Origin of the sequence: Lichenibacterium minor (genome assembly GCF_004137685.1) — a bacterium.
Taxonomy (GTDB): domain Bacteria; phylum Pseudomonadota; class Alphaproteobacteria; order Rhizobiales; family Beijerinckiaceae; genus Lichenihabitans; species Lichenihabitans minor.
Window position 1 is genome coordinate 1 of record NZ_QYBB01000109.1, and the last position, 3738, is coordinate 3738.

The 3738-nt window shown below is 62.9% G+C and carries 2 protein-coding genes; both read left to right on the plus strand.

Annotated elements, in window-relative coordinates; genetic code table 11:
- Positions 1-1844: phage tail tip lysozyme (locus D3273_RS28600; RefSeq protein WP_207210924.1), on the plus strand; the 1844-nt coding region annotated here is incomplete at its 5' end.
- A gap of 1212 nt (positions 1845-3056) precedes the next feature.
- The gene (locus D3273_RS27285) at positions 3057-3473 is read left to right on the plus strand and encodes a hypothetical protein (RefSeq protein WP_129230138.1); all 417 of its coding nucleotides are present in this window, start codon (positions 3057-3059) and stop codon (positions 3471-3473) included.
- Positions 3474-3738 lie beyond the last annotated feature (265 nt).

Here is a 3738-nt window from a genome sequence, read left to right on the forward strand (position 1 = left end):
CGGGCGACAACGCCCTCAACGCCCTGCGCAACCCCGCCGAGACACGCCGCGGTCTCAACGCCTACGACGCCAAGCTCGGCGCTTTCGGGTTTGATCCGAACAAGGCCGCCGAAGACGCCCGCAAAGTAGAGCAGGCCTATAACAATTTAGAGGCCGATCTCAAGATCATCCACGCGAAGCTCGACGCCGAGTTCTTCGTGCCGATGATGAACGGCTTCGATACTCTCGCGAAGAAGCTGGAGCAGAACCCCCAGGTTTTTGAGAACTATGGCCGAGGGCTGGAAGCCTTCGCACTTCTTGCTTCGGCTAAAGTGCTGCCGGTTCTGGCGAACCTGGCCGTAAGGCTCACGGGCCTGCAAGCCGTTCTTGGCGGCAGCCTCGGCACGATGTTGGGCATCGCGGTCAACCCCGTTGTGGCTCTCGGAGCTTCAGCGGAGAGCACGCCCACGGCCCCCGTCACCACCGATCCCGCCGAGCGGGCACGGAAGATGGCGAACAATACCCTGCCGATGAGCGAATGGACCGCGGAGGAGCGAGAGGCGTTCAGCAAGAAGCAGGGTGGCGGGCTGTGGGATTGGGTCAAGGGCAAGCTCGGATTGAGCGGCGCCAGCGATGACCAGAAGGTCAAGAGCGACATCGCGACGACGGCCGAAAGCGTGAAGAAGCTGGCGGACGGCATGGGCCCGAACGGCGGTGCTGGCGGAGATGCTGGTGGCGTTATGGGCGCCGCGAGAAAGGCGTTGGGATGGGCCGGCAGAGCCACGGGCTATTCGCCCGCCAGTGGGGGCGGGTCCACGGCTGCCAAGGGTGCCCTCGCAGCCAACCAGAAGGAAGCTTACGCGGCGGCCTTGAAGGAGGGTCTATCCGCTACGGCGGCCCGTGCGCTTGTGGCTAACATGAGTGGCGAGGGCCTCGCTGTCCCAGGCGATTATCACTGGGATGGCACGCACATGGCGAGCGGCATCGTGCAGTGGGACCCGACAAGGTCAGCAGCTATCAAAGCAAAGTTCGGCGCCATGCCGCATCAACTGTCTATAGCCGATCAAACTCGCGCTGCGATATGGGAGATGAAAAACAAGTACCCCACGACCTGGCGTGCGCTTCAGGGCGATAACGCAGCGGATATGATCGGGGCTCTCGTCGACGATTACGAGAGGCCTGGAAACCGTGGGCGGGCGAAGGCTCAGCGCATGGGCTACTATCGTGGCTTCAATCCCGGCGCTGGCAGCAATACCCCCACTGTCACCGTCAACGGCACTCCGTCTCACGCTGACGCTCCCATCGGCGACCAGGCCGTCCTTGACGCTCGCAATCGTTTGGCCTCTGGACGTGGCACAGATGCGGACCGTGCCCTGGAACGCCGCTATCGAGAGCAACAGAACACCCCGGCCGGCGACCTGTCACACGTCCGCCCGGGCGCGACCGGCGACGCTGCGCATCCCGTTCAGGTGCGCACGCTCGGCAACTACATCCGAACCACGAAGCCCATGGCGGCCAAGGGCGAGATGCCCCACCCGACCAATCGTGGCCTGGGATTCCTTGATCCCGCGCATCAGAAGCTCGCCGATGCCATGAACGCCGAGGCGGCGGCGCGCATGAAGACGGTCCATTCGATCGTGAAGGGTTTGGCCGATGGCACGCTGGTGCCGAAGCTTTCCCCGCATGCGCTGGTGTCGTCCCACGTCCTCAACAGCATCCACCACGGAACCCGCTCACAGCACAACGAGCGGCACGGCGACCACTTCCACATTCACGGCACTGATGTCAAAAACGGGCTGAACGAGGCAAAGAAGGTTTCGGCCCGTCGCGACAGTCAGGACCGCGTCAGGTACGGGCAGGGATGAGGAATATTGATTATAACTTATGGTAACGCAGCTTGCTTCGAGTCTACGATAACATGAGCAAGGTACTCGCGTGACTCATCATTTTGTCTCGGTAGATAGGTTAGCACGCACTGGTTAACTGTAATCTGTTCGAGAGGTACGCATGTTTCATGCGATGCGCAATAGTAAGCGTGCCCGCTTATCATCATATTGACCATGCCAGGAACCGTAAGTTTGTCGCCAGCCCGCCCGAACGATCCACCCTGACAATCATCCGGTCCATAAGTTACCGCGGGACAGTTTGGCGCTGACCGTCGAAGGCGCACCTCACAACCCCACCCCGGCCCGCCAGCGACCACGAGAGCGACGGCGGCGAGGGCGAGGCGGAGGCGCATGAGGGTGGTCCGATCCACCCCAATCCCGTCGGGGTGGTTGACTCTACCGCCGCGGACCGGGCCCCGCAATACGCCGTCGGGCCGTCCTACTGCATGCCGTCACGGCCGACCGGCGGCCAACTCTGGCGGGGTCTACAATCCCTTGACGGATCCGGCTGTCATGCGGGCATTGGCGGCGATGAAGAGCTGACGGCCCTTGAAACGCCCGCGTCCAGCCCTCCGACACCGGAGTCCGGCTGCGGGTGGTTTCGGTTCAATCTGAACCGAAATCCGCCCTCGATGCCCTGCTGTCGGCCGGCACGATCGACCATCGGCAGCACGCCGCCGGGCTGGCCTATGAGAGACTGCGGCGGCGACATCGATTGCTCACCGCCGACGTCGATACCGTTTCAATCGTGACATGTGATGCAGCCGATCGCTCGCCGAAGCTTCCTGCCGGTCTACCTTCATGATGGTTGACGCCGCTGGGTGAGCGCTCGCGCGCGCTACAAAGCTGAGAGCGGCAGTCAGACAGAGCGTGGCTATAGCAAGCAGGCGCATGTGATGGATCGACTCCATGTGCTGACAATCTTCTCTTGCTAGACTTCTCCATCGCAGGATGAGTGGCAAGCGTTCATCGCGGCCACAGCACCGCGAGCGTCGGACCGACCATGACTTCGGTCCCTGGCTCAGCCGGCACACTGGACCGGCTCGACCCGGTACAAGAGAACCGCGACCACGTTCCTCGACGTCCTGTGCCTCGCCGCCGCCGTTCAGTGGGTCGGTCCTAACAGACCATAGGTGAACAGGTTTGGGATGCTCGCGGCCACCGAGAATGAGCCGACGAAAATCGCTACCGATGCCCAGTCAAATCTCCTCACCCTCACCTCCTGTTGTTTTGTCGGTGTCGATCCGCTTCCGGCGTGCCAAGGGCCGCTGCGAGGGCTGCGGTCGGCCGCACGGGCGGGAGGTGATCCACCTCGGCGACGGGCTCTGGTGGGACGAGGACGCCGGCACCTGGCGTTGCGGGCAGGGCAAGCGGCACCGTCGCCTGCGACCGCCGCACAGCACCATCCTGCCCATGCGGCGCACGCGCGTGTTCCTGTCGACGTGCCACCTCGACCACGACCCGCAGAATAACGCGCCGGGCAACCTCGCCGCGCTGTGCCAGCGGTGCCACCTCCTCCACGACGCGCCGGAGCACCGGCGGCGCCGGGCCGTGACGGTGCGGGCCCGGCGGGCGATGGGGGACCTGTTTACGGGGCCGTATGGGTGAAGAGCTACGAAGACCAATTATCAAATGTATGAAATATAACTATCAAATGTGTGGAACATGTAGCGCGAAATTTAGTTGCTTTCACGGCGGCTTTTTGCCACTGCAAGGTAGCGCAAATGGAAAACGTGTTGACGCGCAAGCTGGAGCGCTTCGCTCCGCTGTCGGTAGACGACAAGCGCTTGCTTGAGGAGATCGTTGGCCCACACCGCCTTGTTGCCGCCCGTACAGATCTCATCCGAGAGGGCCAAGGGTCCAACACCGTCCG